We start from the raw sequence: 19,202 nt of genomic DNA, 5'->3' as shown, positions 1-19,202 counted from the left end.
GTCTTAAATACAAGTTCGTTAACTATCAACTAAATTAACCACAAGTAACAATCTAAGGAGAAAATGGCTAAAAACGAAGCTGATAATTCCGCCTTGAAAATTATTCCTTTGGGCGGTTTACACGAAATTGGGAAAAATACCTGTCTTTTTGAGTATGACGATGAAATTATCCTGTTAGATGCAGGATTGGCTTTTCCCACAGAGGCGATGCATGGAGTAAATATTGTTCTACCAGATACGACCTATCTGCGGGAAAATCGCCACAAAATTAAAGGGATGATCGTTACTCACGGTCATGAAGACCATATTGGCGGGATTGCTTTCCATCTCAAGCAATTTGATATCCCCGTGATTTATGGGCCCAGACTAGCAATGGCAATGCTAGAGGGTAAATTAGAAGAAGCAGGAGTGCGCGATCGCACAGAAATCAGAACAGTTCTACCACGCGATGTGGTGCGGATTGGCAAAAACTTTTTAGTTGAATATATCCGTAATACCCACTCCATTGCTGATAGTTTCACTGTTGCCATTCATACTCCCCTTGGTGTAGTCATTCACACAGGGGATTTTAAAATTGACCATACCCCAGTGGATGGTGAAAAGTTTGATTTGCAACGGTTAGCAGAACATGGTGAAAAAGGCGTTCTTTGCCTTCTCAGTGATTCCACGAACGCTGAGATACCAGGGTTTACACCTTCGGAACGTTCAGTTTATCCCAATCTGGAGAGAGTATTTAGTCAAGCCACTGGGCGATTATTTGTCACTACCTTTGCTTCCAGCGTCCATCGCATCAACATGATTTTGGATATCGCCAAGAAGCAAAACCGTGTAGTGACAATTGTCGGGCGTTCGATGCTAAACTTGATTGCTCATGCCCGCAATTTAGGTTACATCAAGTGTGAAGATAATCTGCTGCAACCATTGCACGCAGTCCGCAATCTACCTGATGAGAGAGTACTAATTTTAACTACAGGTTCTCAGGGTGAAACGATGGCAGCAATGACCCGCATTGCCAACAAAGAACATCCTCACATTAAAATCCGCCAAGGAGATACAGTAGTATTCTCTGCTAACCCAATTCCCGGAAATACGATCGCAGTAGTCAACACCATTGATAAATTAATGATTCAAGGTGCGAAAGTAGTCTATGGTCGGGATAAAGGGATTCACGTCTCCGGTCACGGCTGTCAGGAAGAACAAAAGCTGATGATTGCCTTAACTCGACCCAAATTCTTTGTGCCATTTCACGGCGAACATCGGATGCTAGTGAAGCACGCAGAAACGGCTCAGAGTATGGGCATTCCCGCAGAAAATATGATTATCATTCAGAATGGTGATATTGTCGAACTGACTGAAGATGCGATTCGCGTCGCTGGTAAAGTGCCATCTGGTATCGAATTGGTGGATACTACTAGTTCGGGTATGGTCAGTGCCAAAGTGCTGCAAGAACGGCAACGCATGGCTTCAGAAGGCATTATTACGATCGCAGCGGCCATTGATTGGAATGGTAAACTGTTGGCCAAACCAGAAGTTCACCTACGGGGTGTAGTGACAAGTGTAGAGCGATCGCTCCTACAAACCTGGGTAAAACAACGCATTGAAGAAATCTTAACTGTGCGCTGGACAGAATTTGCTCCTGGCGAAGGTCAAGCAGCAGATATAGACTGGGGTGGATTGCAAGGAACTTTAGAACGAGAATTGCAACGTTCCATCCGCCGCGAACTGCAATGTCAGCCATCTGTGACTTTGTTGATGCAAATCCCTGATGAGCCACCCGTGAAAGTTGCCGATGGTAGAAGACGGCGGACTCGGACTGCTGCTCAGGTAGCATCATAGAGAATTTAAGATAAAAATCTCACGTTAAAGCGCAGAGACGCAGAGTTTTTCTGAATGTCTTTGCGCTTTGGCGTGAGAATAGTCTTTATAGGTATAGAAACCACAGTAAATAGTACTTGCCTATAGTTCTTGGAAGCGATCTCTATGACACGAACAGGCAAAAAGTATTGAAAGTACTTCGGCTATTCTCAAAACTGCCCCACCGCTTTTAGTTGAAGTGGTAAGCCATGAATCTATTGACCGAAACTATAATCAAAAAACCTCTGAGTATGCAGCTATTGGTGTGGTCGAATATTGGATTGTTGACCCTCTAGAAAATAAGGTAACGGTGTGTTTGTTAGACCAGGGTAATTACAAGCAATTTGTGTTTGCTGAAAACCAACAGATTGTTTGGCAAATGTTCCCAGAATTAACCCTAACCGTTCAGCAGATAGTTTTAGTTTAAATTTTGTTGAAGTTAATATTTTTTATAAATCTCTCGGTTTAGGGACTTCTAAATAAAAAATACCCAAAAAACTCTCTCCTCTGTGTTCTCTGTGTCTCTGTTGCCGCAAGCCGCTGACGCTCCTTCTCTGCGAGACGCTACGCGAACGTCGCTACCGCTTCGCTAATACGTCTACGTTTATTTGAGTAATTTATTTCTTGGAAGTCCCTTAACAGATGAGGTTAGCCAATATCGTTACCAATTTCTCTACTTGCGTCTACAGATGAATGAAAAAATACATCTGACGTATAAACTTATGTAAATAATTAGCAGGTGTTAGGTAGAAGCGCAGTGTTAAAGCTGAATAATATCAGGTATTAACTTAACCAACACTAATTCTTTTTCATAAGAGGAGAAAAGATGTACAACAGAGTGACTTTTTGTGGTTCTATATTTTCTGCCTTTCTTTTTTATACCGGATTTACCTTCAATATTCCGATAGCAAATGCACAAATAAAGCTAAATCCATCGATAATCAGAATAAATCCATCGGTAATCAAAGCGATAGTTCCGGTGAGCGAAGTGCCTTGCTCAACATTTTTACAACCCTATTTTGATTGGGAAAGGGGAAGTTTTCTCAATTTTGTAACCGCCTCTGTAGTTTTTAACAATGCAGCAAACAAGCTAGTTACTTACACCACTGGAACACTCAATCTAAATGGAAACAACCTCACAGGTGATTTTACACAATTGTTGAGTAACCGATTTATTAGTTTGCCAGGAGGAGGGCCTTTTAGTTTCTCTTCTCAACCCTTCTCTATCAATCAACCAGCTTCCATCGGTATAACGCTTGCAGCCGATGGTTCAGTAACCTGGGTTCAGCGAAGCAATAATACAAGCTTTAATTACAAGGCAATTTGTTATTCAAATGATACTGCAATCTTATTACCTTTATTCAGTGCAGACACTTCATCTGGAGTCATAACGTTTGGAAAGGGGACTGGCCCAAACTAAACTAGAGTTAGCAACATACACTGAGATAATTTGATTTGCGTGACTCACTTTAGTAATTAGAGCGATCGCCCTCAATGAACCCAAAGGTATACTAAAACTAAAGTACACACTGTTAAAGGCGCTCCAAACCTTAGATGTTCCCAAAAAGTTAGCTTGTAACCTAAATCAGTAGCAGCTTCTACAACTATCAAGTTGGCGACTGAACCAAACAATGTCAAATTACCAGCCAAAGTTGATCCGGCTGCCAACAATAGCCAATACTTAGTGTCACCTGGATGAACCAGCGGATGCAGCAGAAGTACAGCAGGGACATTAGAAATTAAGTTAGATAAAACAACAGTTACACCCAAAAAACTCGCAGCAGAGTTGATTGCATGGGTAAATGGCTGGAGCAAATTCAACTTTTGTGTGACTCGCGTCAGGATAAACAATCCAGAAAACATTACCAGCAGGTTCCAATCGACCTTTTGCAAAATGCGCTGGGGTTTAATCCGGCGAGTGATTAGCAACACGCTAGCAGCAACTAAAGCAGACTCCCCTAACGGTAAACCGACAGTAAATGCAATTAGTAACCCAATTGTGATAACTAATGTTTTTTTTAATAAGGGTTTAAAAATACGTTGATTGCCAACTGTGACTTCTTGACAAGGTTTGACTGAGCGCACATCTGGGTAAAGTAGCCACAGTAATATTACTTGAATTATTAAGCCGACAAGGGCAACTGGGGTCAATACACGCAAAAAATCTAGATAGGAGATACCAGAAAAGGAGCCAATCAGGATATTTTGGGGATTACCGCTCAAAGTTGCTACCGAGCCTATATTAGTTGCACCTGCGATCGCTAGTAAATAAGGAATCGGATTTAAACCCAAAGCTTGAGTCAGGCTCAAAGTTAAGGGTGTGAAAATCAACGCTATAGTGTCATTGAGAAAAAAGGCGGAGAGAATACCACTACCAAAAGTTAAAGCAATCACCAAACCTAGAGGGCTGCGAGTAATACTCAATATCGCTGAGATTGATCGCCTAAAAAACCCTGCATAGGATAGGTTGGCATTAATTACCATCATGCTCAAGAGAAATACGATGGTATTGGCATCAATGGCCTGCCATGCTTCCTGTAAATTCAAAACACCTAAAGCAATTAAAAAGGCAGAACCGACCAAAGCGATGGTGGCACGGTTCATGCGTAAACCAGGAATGTAGCCCAATGCTAACCCCAGATAAGTTAGCCCTAAGACGCTATAGATTGCAAATTGGAGAAGAATCACTTTCTTTACCCAGACTTTGCGACGACGAAGAGGCAGGGGGAGGAGAACAAGCGGAAAGACTTGTTGCAACTTCTCATCTCTTGTCCCTTTGTCTCCCTGCCCCCTGCCCTCTGCCCTCTGCCTCTTTTTCTACAGACTTCTCTCTACTTCTACGCGATTCAGCCACCAATAACAAGAATGCTCTTACGTGGGAAAGTGGGAATACGGGGAGGAAAGACGCCTGCTAGGGTATTACCGATATTTATACTTAGCAAAAATGCTCTCAAAAATATCTCATATTAAGTTCTGTAAATGTTACACTAAAACCTATCCAATGACGGATGTCTTTATTAAAATCTAAACTATATCAAGTTATGAACAAGATCGTAATATTACACTACCGATCCCCAGAAAATTGCGATTAACTTGACTTAGTAATAAATTAGGTTCTGACTTAAGTGGCTAATCAGGTATCACATTATATCGCAGTCAGAACGCGATTTTTCCGGGAAAGTTCGTTGCCACGTTGTATATATTCATCAAAAAGATGAATAGCCTCAATAACACAGAGGATTAACTATGAAGGTATTCGACAATACCACTAAAAAGATTTTTCTGGCAAGCTGGGTATCAATCAATCAAGCAGAGACTAGTGACAATCAAGTAACCCAGCTAAACCGTTCTGTTTCTAAGCCTTACTGGGATATTCTCCACCCTCTACGGCAGCGTATAGAAAACATTCAAGTCCGCGATCGCCAACTAGCTCACCGTTTGTGCAAACTGATTCCATCTCAGTGTCCCTTTGAGCGAGATGTCAAATTATTTGGGAAAACCTTGTTTCACATTCCACCCATGTGCAAGCTTAACCCCTTATATGAAGAAGTGGTTGGTTTACGTTTCCGAGCAATGTGCTATCTAGCCGATGAATGCGGCGAAGATGTATCACAGTACTGCTGAGTAGTGAGGGAAAAGTTATGAGTGAAGAGTGAGGAATAAAAACTCCAAACTTCAAACTCCCCACTCCCTACTCACCACTCCAAACTATTTTTTTTGCCATTTTTGAATAGCATCCTGAGCATCTTCGTAAGCGCCTGTTTCCTCTGGCACTAAAGCAGCAGTCGCAATTGCGGCATTAAGTTCTCCTTCGGTGGCGCGATGCTTGGCCAGGTCTAAAATTTTCTCACTCCATTTATTGATCGATTTTTGGGCAGTATCGAAGCCTGGTTGACCCGGTGATACTTTTTTCGCAACTTCGATCGCACGATTGTAGGTAGATGCCTGTCCAGACTTAATTAAGGCATTAGCTGCATCTAAAAGAGTTTTGTTACTTACATATTGCTTGCCCTCTAACCGCCACAGGTTAATTGCTGCTTGTGCTTTGGCATAGGGGGCTTCATCTTTGGTGATTAATCGAGCAGCAGCAATAGCGCTAGCATACTCTCTTTGTTTAGCACGTCCCTCTGCTAAATCTAAAATCATCTGGCTCCAAATCTGAATATTTTCCTGAGCTTGATCGTAGAGTGGTTCACCAGGTCGAATTTTCCGGGCTGTAGCGATCGCCATGTTCAAATCACTAGCCTGAGTTTGTCTGAGCGACATCTTGGCCAAGTCTAATACTGCTTGATTTCGCTTTTCTGGCTCGGAACTAGTAGTTATTTGGGCGGTAGATTGATTTTTAAGTCTAACTTGTGGAGTCCGAGCGCTTGGTAAATTCTCGATAACCTGGCGATCGCTTGCAGCAGCATTAGGTGATGTGCTTGATATTTGCTTAATTTTAAAAGTTTCTTGATTACGGAGAAAAACTACGGCGATTAAACCTGCTACTAGCAGGCTGCCTCCACCCCATAAAATAAACTGTTTCCAAAAAGGGATGCTTGGCTGATTGGATGGCAATCGAGAAACGTAACCTTTAGAGGAATTGGGGATAAATCTTCCGCTCGGATTCACTCCTAAAGAAGTTTCCGCCATTGGCTGAGAAACTAAGCCGGTAGCTGACTCTTGGACTTGTTGACCTTTAGATTTTTCGACCTTGCGAGCCTTTACCTGTTGGGAGGAGTTCACAGTAGCTTCTCCCCATCTGCCCCGTTCTGCTGAAGTTTTCGGGTAATCGTCGAGGGGAGGAGCAGCACGGGCAATAGCAAAGGATTCTTCGGGATAAATCACCGGTTCTGATTGCAAGTCGCTTTCCATTGCCAATTTTGGCAAGATTACCTGCTGCCTTGATGGGATAATAGTGGCAGGGTTTTGCACAGGACGCCAGTGGTGGTGACATACTTTTGGCACGATCAGGCTTAGGTAGCTTTCTAAATCTGCCAAGTTGCTGCCATTACCAGAACGTAAAGCTTCTAACAAGACTGCTGTAAAGAATCCGTGACCTAATTCGTTACTTTCATGGGAAAATTGCTCTGGTTGACAAGAAAGAATGGTTGCAAGCTGTAGTTCTTGGGCTAATTCTATTGTTTCTTCACCAACGGGAGCATCCGCTTGAGTGCCAAAAGCGCGATTGATATCGAGTAATAACAATACATTTAGTTCAGCAAGTTGCAGACTTTGCATTAGCGATCGCAATTCTATGCCAGTCTCTTGCACTAGTTCGGGATTGCCCTCTGCTGGCATTAAGTAATCTTTGCCCTTGTAGTTGACCCCATAACCGCTAAAAAATAACCACAGATAATCTTCTGGTTGCCAACTTGTCGCTGCCAAATCCTCAAGCAGCAGCAAAATATTTTCTTTAGTCGGATAAGTTGATCTATCCCCAATCGGCGGCGAGGTATCCGTCATTAAGAGACAGTGTTTGGGGAGAAAACCTGCCTCCGTCACCAAAAAATCCTCTAGTGCCTCAGCATCTGCTTGAGCACAACTTAAAGGTTGAAATAACTGATATTGATTGATGCCAATCGCGATCGCCCAGTAATTTGCCATCCCGCTATTTGTCAGTTATTGTTTGCTGGTCTTAAAATTGCGGTTGGCTTTGCCCAAAAAACAAAGCTAACCTATGTTTTATAGTCTAGGTGATTCTGATTGAATCTTAAGTTAAAATGTAATTTTTATTACGTAGATAGACCGGAAAATACCTTTTACCTAATTTCAATAAAAGATCATTACTAAGGAGATAGAAGGTTATGAGCAAAATTTCTGCTCACTTACCATCATCGATCACTTCCTTTTCAGTTATTAGCCAAATTGCCAGAAGAATCCGGATAATTCCTTTAGTAGTTTTGCTTATATCTACTATTCCTGCGTGGTTTTTGATGGAAGCGATCGCGCATCAGGTTGTACAAGCTTACACCGCTAGAGTTGATCTAGCTATTGACCGCCTGCCAGATGAAAACTATGAAACCGTTCTCAGAAGGGCGGAAGCAGCCGCTAGAGCATCTGCTCAACGAAGTTTCGACCAAGATATCTTGGTGACAGATGTTTCAATTATTGTGTCCGTACAAAATAATGGATCGATCGCACCAGTTCTGGCATTAGATGTCAGTCGTCCCGAATGGCGATCGCGTCCCGATGCTCAAAATTGGGCGACTTACTTCAAAACTGCGCGATCGCTACTTTTCTTGGAAAATAGCCAGGACTTACCCAAAAAATAGCCGAAACCCTAATTTTCTGTAGAGGCAATTCATTAATTGCCTTTACTGTTGTCCTTCGCGTCAGTGGATGGCCTAGAATAGTAAGGTTGTCAAGAATCGCGATATCTGCTGACATGGCTGTTCCTAAGAAGAAAACTTCAAAATCAAAACGAGATAAACGTCGAGCTACCTGGAGGCACAAAGCCGTCGTTGAAGCTCAAAAAGCCCTGTCTCTGGGCAAATCAATTTTGACTGGACGTTCTACATTTGTATATCCAGCTGCTGAAGAAGAGGAAGAAGAATCATAATTTCACACTCAGGAAAAGCGTGAGCAGCATCTATAGATTTGATTGCCAAAGTCACCAATCAAACTTCTTACCACTGGATAAATGCTTTTTTTAGCTTTCCTGATTGCATTATGAATCTTAGATACTCTACACAAGCTCATTAGATCGAAAAAATTGGTAGTGAGTAATTGGGAATATCCATTACCCATTACCTATCATTTACGAGTAACAATCAAGTAATCATATAAAGAGTCAAGCATCTGATGCTGTTAGCAACTCAGCAAAAAAGCTTGTACACATCTTGAGAAAAATAAGTTTTCTCTAACTATGCTAGGAAAATTTTTTCAGAAACCAGCGAAGGAAGAGGGCGATCGCGTCCCTCCTGGTCAACACTTAGCCAAAGGTTTCCCCGTATTAACTTACGGTGCAACTCCCCAAGTCAGCATTGAGGAATGGGAATTTCGAGTTTGGGGTTTGGCAAAACCTGCTACTTTTAGTTGGTCAGACTTTATGGGGCTGCCTCAACACGAATTTACGGCAGACTTTCACTGTGTAACGCGCTGGTCTAAACTGGATGTCAAATGGACTGGCATAAAAGTAACAGATTTCATGGGTCTGATTGAACTAGACCCCAAAGTAGCCCATATTATGGAACACTGTTACGGCGGCTACACTACCAATATTTCTGTAGAAGATTTTATGCGCGAAGAAAACTTCTTTGCTTTTAAAGTCTTTGGTGAAAATCTTCCATCTGAACACGGTGGCCCGATGCGGCTAGTTGTTCCCCATTTGTACGCTTGGAAAAGTGCTAAGTGGATTAATGGTTTGGAATTTTTAGCTGCTGAAGAACTTGGTTTTTGGGAGCGCAATGGCTACCACCGCCGTGGCGAACCTTGGGCTGAGGAGCGTTACAGCAACGCTTTTGGGCTTTAATAATTAATAATTAAGAGTTAGGAGTTAGGAGTTAGGAGTTAGAGACGCGATTAATCGCGTCTGTACAAGAGTTAGGAGTTGAGAGTTAAAAATTCATAACTCATAATTCATAATTCATAACTCCTAACTTTTTTAACCGAGAAGTTTCTTGATTAGAGGCAATTTGCCCTGATATGGAGCGTATCGCCATTTTAAATCCAGCCAGAAAGAGTTTTGCAATACACTTTTGTTATGGGAAAAGGTGTCAAAACTAGCTTTGCCATGATAGTTGCCAATGCCGCTATCTCCCACGCCACCAAATGGTAAAGACGAGACACCAACCTGCATCACTGTGTCGTTAATACAAACTCCACCAGAGGAGGTTTCCTGCAAGACTCGATTTTGTAGATTTTTGTTTTGAGAAAATAAGTATAACGCTAAGGGTTTAGATTTAGAGTTAATCAAGGCGATCGCTTCTGCAATGTCAGTATATTCAATAATGGGTAGAATTGGGCCGAAAATTTCTTCCTGCATTATAGAATCTTCTAAGGAGACATTATCAATCACTGTAGGGGCGATATAACACTCTGAAGGTTGAGTTTCTCCACCAATAATAACTTTACCATCTTTAAGAAGGTTAACCAACCTATCAAAGTGTTTTTGACTGACAATCCTGGCATAATCAGGACTGTTTACAGGATTATCACCATAAAATTCTCTTACGCATTTTTCCAGCCCATCTATTAAATCTTTCTTGATTGTTTTATTAACTAAAAGATAGTCAGGAGCGATACAAGTTTGTCCAGCATTGATAAATTTGCCCCAAGTAATTCGTCTGACAGTGTGTTCAAGATTAATGTCACTATCTACTATACAAGGACTTTTACCACCCAATTCTAAAGTAACTGGTGTAAGATATTTTGCTGCTGCTGCCATAACGATTTTGCCGACGGCTGTGCCACCAGTAAAAAAGATATGGTCAAATTTTTCTGCAAGTAGTTTTTGACTTGCTTCCACGCCTCCTTCAACTACTGCAATATAAGCAGGGTCAAAATTTTTGGTAATAATCTTAGCAATGACATCAGACGTATGAGAAGCAATTTCTGAAGGTTTGATAATTGTACAATTACCAGCTGCGATCGCACCTACTAACGGTGAGATAATTAACTGAAATGGATAATTCCAAGGGCCAATAATTAAAACAACGCCTAACGGCTCTGGATAAATTCTCGCCGAGTAGGAAAAAAAATCAAAAGAAACGGGTGCTTTTTTGGACTTACTCCAGTTTTGAAGATGTTTGATGGCGTAATCAATATCCTTAATTACGCTGATTTCTGTAAGGTAAGTTTCTACTTCTGGTTTATGTAAATCCGCTTGTAATGCCTCGACTATTGACTGTTCATGCTCGATAATTGCTTGCTTAAGATTTTTCAGTTGTTCAATGCGAAAATTTACATCTTTAGTTTTGCCCGTTTGAAAAAAATCTCGCTGAGTCTGGATAATATTGCCAATGTTAGATAATTCAGTGGTAATCATTTTTTTGCCCTATCAAAAACTATTTAATGCTAATGTTATTATCTCAGCATATTTCATTCATCAATTTTTAGCGTTTGATTTTCTAATTAAAATTTTTACTTTAAATTATCGGTAGAGAGTAGTAAGGTTATAAATCATGAATTGCCAGGATTAAAACTCTACAATTCATAATTTATAATTACTAATTTTTTCATGCTTTGGTGGGTAGAAGCACAATAAATACACTACCTTTGCCCAACTCGGAATTAAGTAGAATAATGCCTTGATGTGCCTCGACAATTCGACGAGCAAGGTAAAGTCCTAAGCCACTACCAGAACTCTTATGATTGCCTTGGCGAAATCGTTCAAAGATGGTGGCTTGTTCTTCAGGGGGAATACCTGGGCCAGTATCCGCTATCTCAATTCTAATGTAGTCAACGGAATTGGATTTTTCAGAGAACTGAGATTGATTACTTTTATCTAACTGGCGTTGAGAAGTAAAACGAATAGTAATAGACCCGGAGTCGGTAAATTTGATCGCATTTCCGATGAGATTGGTAAATAGACGATGCAGTTCCAAGCGATCGCCCATCACTGTATTTGTGACTGACTCTTCAGTAACGTCCAAATTTAGGGACAGTGTTTTATCTTGAGCTAAAGGTGACAATTCTCCTGTCACTTCATCTAGTAATTGGCCTAGATTAACCGGTTGAAATGCCAGAGTTTTGCGGCCTGCTTCAAAACGATAAACTTCCAATAAAGTATTCACCATAGAAAGCAGGTTGATATTGCTACGGGCCATGATGGCGATTACTTCCTGCATTTGCGCTGATAATGTTCCCAACGCTCCTTGCTGAAATAGCATCAACATGCGATCGGCGGCTACCAAGGGAGTGCGTAAATCGTGGGTAAGACGGGAGACAAAATCTTCTCGCTGACGGGCAATTTCATCACGTTCATCCATACTATGCTTCAAACGCAGGAGCGATCGCACTCGTGCCAGCAATTCATCTACTGTTACAGGTTTACGGATAAAATCATCAGCACCCAAGTCTAATCCGTGGGCGACGTTGGGCGCATCGTGGGCAGTGATCAACAGTATGGGGATGTATTGCGGCAATTTCATTTCACCACGAATGTGCTTGGTGACTTCGTACCCATCCATATCTGGCATCATCAGATCCAGCAGAACCAAGTCACAAGGAGATGCTTTCAATTCTGCCAAAGCTGAAATACCATTTTCTGCGGTGCTAATGGTGTAACCTTCTTCCTCCAAAATAGTTTTGATCAAAAACACGTTATCAGGAGAGTCATCGACAACTAGAATTTTGTCAGAGCGAGAAGATTGTGAAGTCATATAGATGCAAGGTACAGGGTAAAAGTAAATTTTTAGAGTAGCTAGTTTATTGATATAGTTTTTTTAGATATTACCTTTAGATATACTTTCTCCAAAAAAAAATTGTTTACCTAGAAATTTATATAAATTTACTTTCAAAACAACTTTACTTACCTTTTTAAGATATAGCCACAAGCTAATTAAATTATGGCTCGTAAGCTTCTAGAACTGAATACAGAGGATGGCGGCACGATTTTGGTAGCAGTTGATCTACCCGATGCATCAGTAGGTCGTGTAGCGCCCACTGGTGAGTTACCTATAGAAAGAGTAGAGGCTAACTTCGATGCAGTTAAGGATTTGATTGTTCGCGGGTGTCGCCCAATTACAAAGGCGTTTCGTATTTTGCAGCAAGAATCGCAACCTGTAAGCGTAGAAGTTGAGTTTGGGGTGAATTTTACCGCCAGAGGCTTGGTTTATGTGGTCGAATCCACTGGACAGGCATCACTAAAGGTGAAAATAACTTGGAAACTGGCATCAGAAGAAAACAAGTAATAAATTTTCATGAATTGGGAATTAGTTAAAGCTTGTACCGTAGCGATCGCTACCCCAGAAGGTTACATCCAAGGCACGGGCTTTTTTATCTCACCCAATGGACATTTACTCACCTGTGCCCATGTCGTTGAGTCGGCAGGGGGTTGGGAAGAAGTGCGAGTCAATGGACAAGGGGTTGAGTTGGTTTATTTAGGCGATCGCACCCATTACACAATTTGCACTGACTGAATGTTAATTTCTGTTAAATTAACCAATGTTACATCATTTGTAAACAATGTTGCATTTAGAGATTTTGCAGTTGCTGCAATTATTGCATCAGGAAGCCTGAGTTTGTATTGTTTGCGAAATGCAATTGTTAAATTTTTAATATTACTATCAATACCAATGATTGTAATTTTATTTAATTAAAAAATCAATAATTTGTGTTTCTTCTTCTAAACTGAGACTCGGATAAGAGAGCAATTCAATCTCAGTAATCACTGAAATAAAATATTGTCCTGATGGTAGTGGATTTACCAAGCGACCACCCAAAAAGTATAAGACTATATTTGTATCTAACAAAATTAAAGGTTGTGTCAACACCACTCATCCCTAATTTGCTGCTGATATTCCAAAGGGTCTTGAGTTAGTTGAATTACACCCGCATACTGGTTTAAATTAAACTTTTGTTTTTGTTGTGATTGATGAGCTTCTAATATCTTCTCAATTTTCTCCCAGTCCTGATAATCTATCAACACTGCTACCGGACGCATGGCTTCATCAGTCACAATTTTTTTCTTAAAAGGTAGCATGATTTTCTACATCAGATGCAACGTTTTACTATTTGATAGTAACTCTAAAACAAAAAATTTATCAGGGCAATATTACTCTTATCCTTAAAAGCGATAAGTTGCTCGGTCATAAATTAGAACAAAAAGTACCTCTGTGCCATTGGTAAAACTGTCGCAGGTTCACAAATCAGCAACTCACCATCAGCCCTAACTTGGTATGTTTCTGCATCTACTTCAATCTGGGGTAATGCATCATTCAGCTTCATATCCCGCTTACTCAATTGCCGTGTTCCAGAAACTGCAACTGCTGCTTTTTGTAAACCTAACTGACTAGGAATTTCTTTCTCTAAAGCTGCTTGGGAAACAAAAGTTAATGATGTGGCATGACGCGCACCTGCAAAACTACCAAACATCGGTCGCATATACACTGGTTGCGGTGTAGGAATACTGGCGTTAGCATCGCCCATTTGCGACCATGCAATCATTCCGCCTTTAATAACTATCTCTGGTTTCACACCAAAAAATGCCGGACGCCACAAACATAAATCTGCTAATTTTCCCTCTTCCACTGAACCCACATATTCAGCAATTCCGTGAGCGATCGCAGGATTAATCGTATACTTAGCAACATACCTTTTTGCTCTAAAGTTGTCTGCTTTTTGCTCAGTTCCATGTGGGTTAAGACTTCCCCGTTGCACCTTCATTTTGTGGGATGTCTGCCAGGTGCGAATTATCACTTCGCCTACCCTTCCCATAGCCTGAGAATCGGAAGAAATCATGCTAAATGCGCCTAAGTCGTGCAAAATGTCCTCCGCAGCAATGGTTTCTCGACGGATGCGAGATTCGGCAAAAGCGACATCTTCAGGGATCGCAGGATCAAGATGATGACATACCATCAACATATCCAGGTGTTCGTCTAAGGTGTTAAGGGTGTAAGGGCGTGTGGGGTTAGTGGAAGATGGCAAAACATTAGCTTGGCTGCAAACTTTGATGATATCTGGTGCGTGTCCTCCACCTGCGCCTTCGGTGTGGTAGGTGTGGATAGTACGATTCTTGAAAGCAGCGATCGTATCTTCGACAAATCCGGCTTCGTTCAGGGTATCAGTATGAATTGCTACTTGCACATCATATTCATCGGCAACGCTGAGGCAAGTATCAATTGCTGCGGGTGTGGTTCCCCAGTCTTCATGGAGTTTTAATCCCATTGCACCGGCGGCCACTTGTTCTACAAGTCCTTGGGGTTGACTGGCGTTACCTTTACCCAAAAATCCTAAGTTGACGGGAAAAGCATCAGCAGCTTGCAGCATTCGGTAAATATTCCTAGGTCCGGGGGTGCAGGTAGTGGCATTTGTACCTGTGGCAGGGCCAGTACCGCCGCCGATCATGGTGGTAATCCCGGAAGCGATCGCAACTTCAATTTGTTGGGGACAAATAAAATGAATATGGGCATCAATACCACCAGCAGTGAGAATCATTCCTTCACCAGCTAAGGCTTCGGTTCCAGGGCCGATAATAATATCTACATTGTCTTGAATATAAGGATTTCCGGCCTTACCAATTTTGAAAATCTTGCCATCTTTAATGCCGATATCCGCTTTGACAATACCCCACCAATCGAGAATTAAGGCATTGGTAATTACTAAATCTACAGCACCATCGGCGTTAGAAATTGGGGATTGTCCCATTCCGTCTCTGATAACTTTTCCGCCGCCAAATTTCATTTCATCGCCGTAGATGGTGAAATCTTGTTCAACTTCAATAAATAATTCTGTATCTGCAAGTCGGATGCGATCGCCTAGTGTTGGCCCGTAGGTTTCGGCGTAGGCGCGGCGATCCATTCTGTAAGGCATATAAAATCCTTTTTTAACGCAAAGGGACGCTGAGGGAAGCGCAGAGGTACGCGGAGGTTTTTAGAGGTTTCCGTTAATTTTGGCGTTGAAGCCGTAGACTTGGCGAGTACCAACGAGGGAGATTAGAGTTATTTCTTTTTCGTCGCCTGGTTCAAAGCGAACTGCGGTTCCGGCGGGGATATCGAGGCGCATTCCTCGTGTTTGTTCTCTGTCAAACTTTAAGGCGGTATTGACTTCATAAAAGTGATAATGGGAACCAACTTGTATGGGGCGATCGCCTGTATTTGACACTAGCAATTTTATAGTTGGACGACCAACATTTAGTTCAATTTCACCTGCTGGTGTGATAATCTCTCCAGGAATCATAATAAATTCATTCCAAACTTAACGAATTGGATTATGTACTGTCACTAACTTTGTGCCATCAGGAAAAGTAGCTTCTACCTGCACATCATGCACCATTTCTGATATTCCTTCCATGACATCATCTCGCGTCAATAGAGTTGTACCATAACTCATTAATTCAGCTACAGTTTGCCCATCTCTTGCACCTTCTAAAATAGCAGCAGAAATATAAGCGATCGCTTCAGGATAATTCAGCTTTAAACCCCTTCCTTTACGTCTTTCTGCTAATAAAGCAGCTATAAAAATTAATAGCTTATCTTTTTCCTGCGGCGTAAGTTGCATTCTTATCTCCTCTGTGTTCTCTGCGCCTCTGCGGTTCGTTTAAACCTGCCACACTCTTGGTATACAATTACCACGATTCAAAAAAGAAACTCGTAGCAACTGCCAAACATCAATAAACCAGTTTCTCACCTCAGATGTAGAAGCACCGCGATATCGACACAATAATCCATGTTGTAATCGACTAACACCCGCTTCTCCTTTCCCATCCCATAAATTTCGCGTTTTTTCGACAATCTCTGCTGAAACTGCACCACCAACCCAAACTAGACTACCTACTATTGGTTTTCCAGCTAAACCGTGGGGACTGTGGAAAATTTCTTCGCTACCCCGTAACCATTGCCGATCAATCCATAAGGGAACATCTAGCTGCCAAATTTCTGTGTGCGATCGCCATTCTCCTTGCAAGAATTTTTCTCCTCTAGCACTGCGACCAAATCGGGTAATTTCCCAGCCTAACCAACTGCCCCCGGTTGCTAATTCTACCCGTAAATCTTGCCGATAAATCGCATCATTAAATAAAATTGTCTCTTGCGGTAACCATTCTAAACAAGCACCAGCGTCAACTTGCATCTGGATGGTTTGTCTAGCTTGTAAGCCATTGCTGCGGTATATTTTGCTTGCAGCAGATGTAGTGATTAAGGCTTGGGTTTGGGGTTGGAGGTGAATGTTAGAGGATAAGCGATCGCCTCCCACCATTCCCCCAGCCGTGTGTAAAATTACGCTATGACAAACTTTTTCACCTTCTGGGTAAAATGGGCGTTGTACCTTCAGGGGTGCTTGTTGGTGATTGTAAATTAATTGGGTTTTACCCTGGCGATCGGCATAGACTAAATTAAGTTTGCCATGCCAACCTTCTGCTATTTGCGGATTGCAGGTCATTTAAAAATTCAAGATTAAAGTTCAGATATATTTATTTAATATCTTCCCTGCAATTTATTATAATTTTTTCGCCAATATTACATAATCATCTAATGTATAGTGTAAGTGATGCTTATGACCAAAATACTGTTGGAGTATTGGACTCATATACAGTTGTTTTGGTAATTTTTCTCGAGCAAACTTACCAAATTCAACACCTGACAAAGGTATTCTTGAATCTGTTGAGGTTAGATATTTATACCAAACCAACTCTAAACCCAATTCTGTCAGAAATTTATGCACTACATTTTTTTCCTCTTCTTGATTTTCAACTTGGTGAACATCGGAAATTTTAAATAACTTTTTATTTTGCACAATTAGCAGAACATAACCTGAATTTTTTAAGCTAATGGCAAATATTTGCTTGTAAGTATTATTAGCTTCAACCCTTTTAGCTGGATCTGCAAAGAAGCAGTGGGAAATTACGATAAAGTCGAAAAAGTCTTTGGGTAGATTATTCGATTGAGTTTTCCAAGTAAAAATATCAGTAGTAACAAAACGAAAATAAGCATTCACCGTGGTTAAACGCGACTCTATATATCGCCGCCAAAACTGAAGTCCACGAAATTGGAAGGCATCTTGTTTTTCTAAAGAGTAATAAGATATGTGCATGTGCGGAATCTGAAAAAAACCGCTACTACTTTGGAGAAATAAAGCTAAACCATAAGCAACTGTTCCTGGGCCGGCTGCAATATCAAGGATATTAACCTTACTTGGTAGTAAAGTATCCTGGTAAATGAGAAACCAAACTAAATATATACAATATACATTTTCTAAAAAATACTTCATAAAGTAGACATGAGGAGTTAGACTAAAACGGTAGTCTGGGTCTTGTCCAATTTTTAAGTTATTAATATCCTCAAGAGTGTCTTCTAACTTAATAAATAACTGTTTATCAGGAATTCTACTAAATTCTTCTTTAAGATATTCAACTAAACTTGATTCAAAATCATCAAATATCCGTTCATCAATACCAGTAGATTGCAATTTATATTCATCGTGCTGTATTAACTTAAAAACTTTATAAATATATTTAACAAATTCTTCATCTGGCATTAATATGAGATTATTTTTTTGCTGGGATGCTTCTGTTAATTGTTTACTTAAGGTTTCTGTTTGTCGTTTGTATTCTTGGGAATAACGTTCAAGTTGAAGTTTATCCCTAAATAGTTTTTCTAACCATGAGAATCTTGCACCTGATTTTTGAATCTCTTGTAATAGTTGGACTGCACGTCGGTTATCTCCACGTTTTAAAGATAATTTTAACTGCTGACTTCGCCACCAATTTAGGATAGGATTATTCATAACCAAATCCTTCTTTGCCTTCCATAATTTCTACAGATGGAAGCCGATAAACTAAATTTTCCTTAAATTTAATATAGTTTAATTTCTCATCTTCATACCACCAAGAGTATTTTTGCTTAATTTCTTCAGCTTCTTGCCGAGTTGATGCTATGAGAGAACGACTGTGGCTAGCATGAAAAGCTTGAACTACAATCCTATCAGCAATGGCTAGTTTTTCAAGAAAAGCAGCTTCATCAGTTGGTAAAGTAGGAAGTAAAGGGGTAATAGTTATAGAAATTTTAGGAACAAAACCTTTGAAATAATCAATACTTTGTTTAATTTTATTGATAGCATTTAGTCTAGCTTTAATACTGGGCGATCGCGGTTCAAAATCCTTTCGTACTAATTCGCTCCCAGTGGGAATGCTCATATTAATTCGCAATCGCTTAAATCGTTGTAAATAATCAATATCTCTAACAATAATTGGGCTACGAGTTTGAATTACCAAAGTTGGAGTTGGATAACCATCAATCCCCATATCTAGCATTACCTCCAACAACCGACGAGTCAATTGATGTTTAGACTCAAGTGGTTGATAAGGATCGGTAACGCTACTCATGTATATACTAGGAGGAGTCTGGGGATTTTTTTCATACCATTTTTTTAATTCTTTCGCTAAAACTTCAGCAGCATTTTGTTTAAAAATTACCCATTTCCCCCAATCTTGGCGCATTTGAGCATTAGGAGTAAATGCAGCAGCATAGCAATAACTACAACCGTATTGACATCCCCTGTAAGGATTTAGAGTAAAATCATAATTACCAATGAAACCAGTAGCTTTTGTTAAGAGTGATTTAACATTTTGTGCATAAACATTGACATCTCCAAATTTTTCTCTAACTAACTTGGTAGGAATGCATTCGCAATAACCTTCATATTTGGGTTGTGCCATGTGAATCCTGATATTTATTGAGAGGGAATTAACGCGCCCTACTTCTTAT

General features: G+C 40.6%; 22 protein-coding genes. 9 read left to right on the top strand and 13 right to left on the bottom strand.

The features are described from left to right. The first annotated feature begins 63 nt into the window (after window positions 1–63). The 3 genes from V7K25_RS19830 (at window position 64) to V7K25_RS19820 (ending at window position 3,274) form a co-directional block, all read left to right on the top strand. Window positions 64–1,836, top strand: coding sequence for a ribonuclease J (locus V7K25_RS19830; protein ID WP_335160206.1), 1,773 nt, complete (start codon window positions 64–66; stop codon window positions 1,834–1,836). A 166-nt stretch (window positions 1,837–2,002) separates the two neighbouring features. Then, window positions 2,003–2,281 (top strand): Uma2 family endonuclease, encoded by a 279-nt coding sequence (locus V7K25_RS19825; RefSeq protein WP_335160241.1) that lies wholly within the window; start codon window positions 2,003–2,005, stop codon window positions 2,279–2,281. Window positions 2,282–2,680: 399 nt separating this feature from the next. After that, window positions 2,681–3,274 (top strand): hypothetical protein, encoded by a 594-nt coding sequence (locus V7K25_RS19820; protein WP_335160205.1) that lies wholly within the window; start codon window positions 2,681–2,683, stop codon window positions 3,272–3,274. A 71-nt stretch (window positions 3,275–3,345) separates the two neighbouring features. Here the strand turns inward: V7K25_RS19820 and V7K25_RS19815 are convergent, their stop codons facing one another. After that, the gene (locus V7K25_RS19815) at window positions 3,346–4,542 is read right to left on the bottom strand and encodes an anion transporter (protein ID WP_335160204.1); all 1,197 of its coding nucleotides are present in this window, start codon (window positions 4,540–4,542) and stop codon (window positions 3,346–3,348) included. A gap of 558 nt (window positions 4,543–5,100) precedes the next feature. On the opposite strand from V7K25_RS19815, the gene V7K25_RS19810 reads away from it, so the two are divergent. After that, window positions 5,101–5,478: a Mo-dependent nitrogenase C-terminal domain-containing protein gene (locus V7K25_RS19810; RefSeq protein WP_335160203.1), complete on the top strand. Its 378-nt coding sequence runs from the start codon at window positions 5,101–5,103 to the stop codon at window positions 5,476–5,478. 84 nt (window positions 5,479–5,562) lie between these two features. On the opposite strand, the gene V7K25_RS19805 is transcribed toward V7K25_RS19810, so the two are convergent. Further along, the gene (locus V7K25_RS19805; protein ID WP_335160202.1) at window positions 5,563–7,443 is read right to left on the bottom strand and encodes a caspase family protein; all 1,881 of its coding nucleotides are present in this window, start codon (window positions 7,441–7,443) and stop codon (window positions 5,563–5,565) included. A gap of 200 nt (window positions 7,444–7,643) precedes the next feature. On the opposite strand from V7K25_RS19805, the gene V7K25_RS19800 reads away from it, so the two are divergent. From V7K25_RS19800 to V7K25_RS19790, 3 genes are all read left to right on the top strand, one after another. After that, the gene (locus V7K25_RS19800; protein WP_335160201.1) at window positions 7,644–8,111 is read left to right on the top strand and encodes a hypothetical protein; all 468 of its coding nucleotides are present in this window, start codon (window positions 7,644–7,646) and stop codon (window positions 8,109–8,111) included. Window positions 8,112–8,224: 113 nt separating this feature from the next. Beyond that, window positions 8,225–8,398 carry a 50S ribosomal protein L32 gene (gene rpmF, locus V7K25_RS19795; protein WP_094328804.1) on the top strand — a complete coding sequence of 58 codons (174 nt, stop codon included), beginning with the start codon at window positions 8,225–8,227 and terminating at the stop codon, window positions 8,396–8,398. Window positions 8,399–8,704: 306 nt separating this feature from the next. Continuing rightward, window positions 8,705–9,310: a sulfite oxidase-like oxidoreductase gene (locus V7K25_RS19790; RefSeq protein WP_335160200.1), complete on the top strand. Its 606-nt coding sequence runs from the start codon at window positions 8,705–8,707 to the stop codon at window positions 9,308–9,310. Window positions 9,311–9,442: 132 nt separating this feature from the next. Here the strand turns inward: V7K25_RS19790 and V7K25_RS19785 are convergent, their stop codons facing one another. Both V7K25_RS19785 and V7K25_RS19780 read right to left on the bottom strand, forming a co-directional pair. Then, a complete protein-coding gene (locus V7K25_RS19785; protein ID WP_335160199.1) occupies window positions 9,443–10,825 on the bottom strand; it encodes an aldehyde dehydrogenase in 1,383 nt (460 codons plus the stop codon). Between the two features lie 190 nt (window positions 10,826–11,015). Further along, window positions 11,016–12,161 (bottom strand): hybrid sensor histidine kinase/response regulator, encoded by a 1,146-nt coding sequence (locus V7K25_RS19780; RefSeq protein WP_335160198.1) that lies wholly within the window; start codon window positions 12,159–12,161, stop codon window positions 11,016–11,018. Window positions 12,162–12,347: 186 nt separating this feature from the next. Between V7K25_RS19780 and V7K25_RS19775 the strand changes: the two genes are divergently transcribed. Next, window positions 12,348–12,692, top strand: coding sequence for a CU044_2847 family protein (locus V7K25_RS19775; protein ID WP_335160197.1), 345 nt, complete (start codon window positions 12,348–12,350; stop codon window positions 12,690–12,692). Between the two features lie 9 nt (window positions 12,693–12,701). Further along, window positions 12,702–12,920 carry a trypsin-like peptidase domain-containing protein gene (locus V7K25_RS19770; RefSeq protein ID WP_335160196.1) on the top strand — a complete coding sequence of 73 codons (219 nt, stop codon included), beginning with the start codon at window positions 12,702–12,704 and terminating at the stop codon, window positions 12,918–12,920. Here the strand turns inward: V7K25_RS19770 and V7K25_RS19765 are convergent. The 9 genes from V7K25_RS19765 to V7K25_RS19725 form a co-directional block, all read right to left on the bottom strand. Next, window positions 12,899–13,045, bottom strand: a complete 147-nt coding sequence (locus tag V7K25_RS19765; RefSeq protein ID WP_335160240.1) for a PIN domain-containing protein — start codon at window positions 13,043–13,045, stop codon at window positions 12,899–12,901. The two genes, V7K25_RS19770 and V7K25_RS19765, sit on opposite strands and share 22 nt — an antisense overlap. Window positions 13,046–13,088: 43 nt before the next feature. Beyond that, entirely contained in the window at window positions 13,089–13,271 is a 183-nt protein-coding gene (locus V7K25_RS19760) for a hypothetical protein (protein WP_335160195.1), read from the bottom strand. Beyond that, a complete protein-coding gene (locus V7K25_RS19755; RefSeq protein WP_442948102.1) occupies window positions 13,268–13,483 on the bottom strand; it encodes a hypothetical protein in 216 nt (71 codons plus the stop codon). Before V7K25_RS19755 ends, V7K25_RS19760 begins: the two co-directional genes overlap by 4 nt. A gap of 113 nt (window positions 13,484–13,596) precedes the next feature. After that, complete coding sequence (ureC, locus tag V7K25_RS19750; protein WP_335160193.1) at window positions 13,597–15,312, bottom strand: urease subunit alpha; 1,716 nt, start codon at window positions 15,310–15,312, stop codon at window positions 13,597–13,599. 60 nt (window positions 15,313–15,372) lie between these two features. Next, complete coding sequence (locus V7K25_RS19745; protein ID WP_335160192.1) at window positions 15,373–15,678, bottom strand: urease subunit beta; 306 nt, start codon at window positions 15,676–15,678, stop codon at window positions 15,373–15,375. Between the two features lie 18 nt (window positions 15,679–15,696). Beyond that, window positions 15,697–15,999: an urease subunit gamma gene (gene ureA / locus V7K25_RS19740; RefSeq protein ID WP_335160191.1), complete on the bottom strand. Its 303-nt coding sequence runs from the start codon at window positions 15,997–15,999 to the stop codon at window positions 15,697–15,699. 39 nt (window positions 16,000–16,038) lie between these two features. Next, complete coding sequence (locus V7K25_RS19735) at window positions 16,039–16,878, bottom strand: urease accessory protein UreD (RefSeq protein ID WP_335160190.1); 840 nt, start codon at window positions 16,876–16,878, stop codon at window positions 16,039–16,041. A gap of 57 nt (window positions 16,879–16,935) precedes the next feature. Then, window positions 16,936–18,222, bottom strand: a complete 1,287-nt coding sequence (locus tag V7K25_RS19730) for a photosystem II assembly protein (RefSeq protein ID WP_335160189.1) — start codon at window positions 18,220–18,222, stop codon at window positions 16,936–16,938. Beyond that, window positions 18,215–19,153: an SPL family radical SAM protein gene (locus tag V7K25_RS19725; protein ID WP_335160188.1), complete on the bottom strand. Its 939-nt coding sequence runs from the start codon at window positions 19,151–19,153 to the stop codon at window positions 18,215–18,217. Before V7K25_RS19725 ends, V7K25_RS19730 begins: the two co-directional genes overlap by 8 nt. Window positions 19,154–19,202: the final 49 nt, after the last annotated feature.

Origin of the sequence: Nostoc sp. (assembly GCF_036919495.1) — a bacterium.
GTDB lineage: Bacteria > Cyanobacteriota > Cyanobacteriia > Cyanobacteriales > Nostocaceae > Nostoc.
The sequence above is the reverse complement of the archived record's forward strand: the minus strand, read 5'-3'. Positions and strand labels throughout refer to the sequence as shown.